At 43.8% G+C, this 550-nt stretch carries 2 protein-coding genes; both read right to left on the reverse strand.

Going from position 1 to position 550, the window contains the following annotated elements:
* On the reverse strand, window positions 1-299 hold a 299-nt coding region (locus tag GC102_RS40960), incomplete at its 3' end, for a Y-family DNA polymerase (RefSeq protein ID WP_446686380.1).
* The coding region (locus GC102_RS40965) for a YhjD family protein (protein WP_512698995.1) at window positions 299-550 on the reverse strand (252 nt) is incomplete at its 5' end. The genes GC102_RS40965 and GC102_RS40960, both read right to left, overlap by 1 nt.

Below are 550 nucleotides of genomic sequence, written 5' to 3' on the forward strand. Positions count from 1 at the left end.
GTATATTCCCTGTAAATGTCAGTAATGGCAAGTGATACATCTATATAACGTTGCATGTGTGGACGCATTACGATAGCGTTTGGACACAATTGGAGCGCTTCACCAAGCCGCTGAGCTGTACTAACTCCAAAGCTTTTAGCGATTGGGCATGCCGCCAAAATAATACCTGATCTCCTAGCCGGGTCCCCAGCCACAACAACAGGAAGATTTTCGAGACCTGGATGAGTTGCCTTTTCAACACTTGCATAGAACGACTGGCAGTCCGAGAGGAATATTGTCCTCTCACGTTTCTCGCTCATCACAACGTCCTCCTCATATTCATGAGCGTGGTCATAAGCTCGGCCTTGACCAAGCTGCGAAGCATTGTGAAATGATGAATGTAGCCGCGGACCTTGTATTCAACGTTAATCCCGATTGCATTCGTGGTTGTGTTTAGTACTTTGATATCACGCTTCTTCATACTGCTCTTAATACTTTGTAATTGGGGATAAATCGCTGTCTCAACCTCTCTCAAATAATAAAGAACATGATTATAAACAATTTTGTCCTT

The organism is Paenibacillus germinis, from assembly GCF_013141785.1.
Lineage (GTDB): Bacteria > Bacillota > Bacilli > Paenibacillales > NBRC-103111 > Paenibacillus_E > Paenibacillus_E phytorum.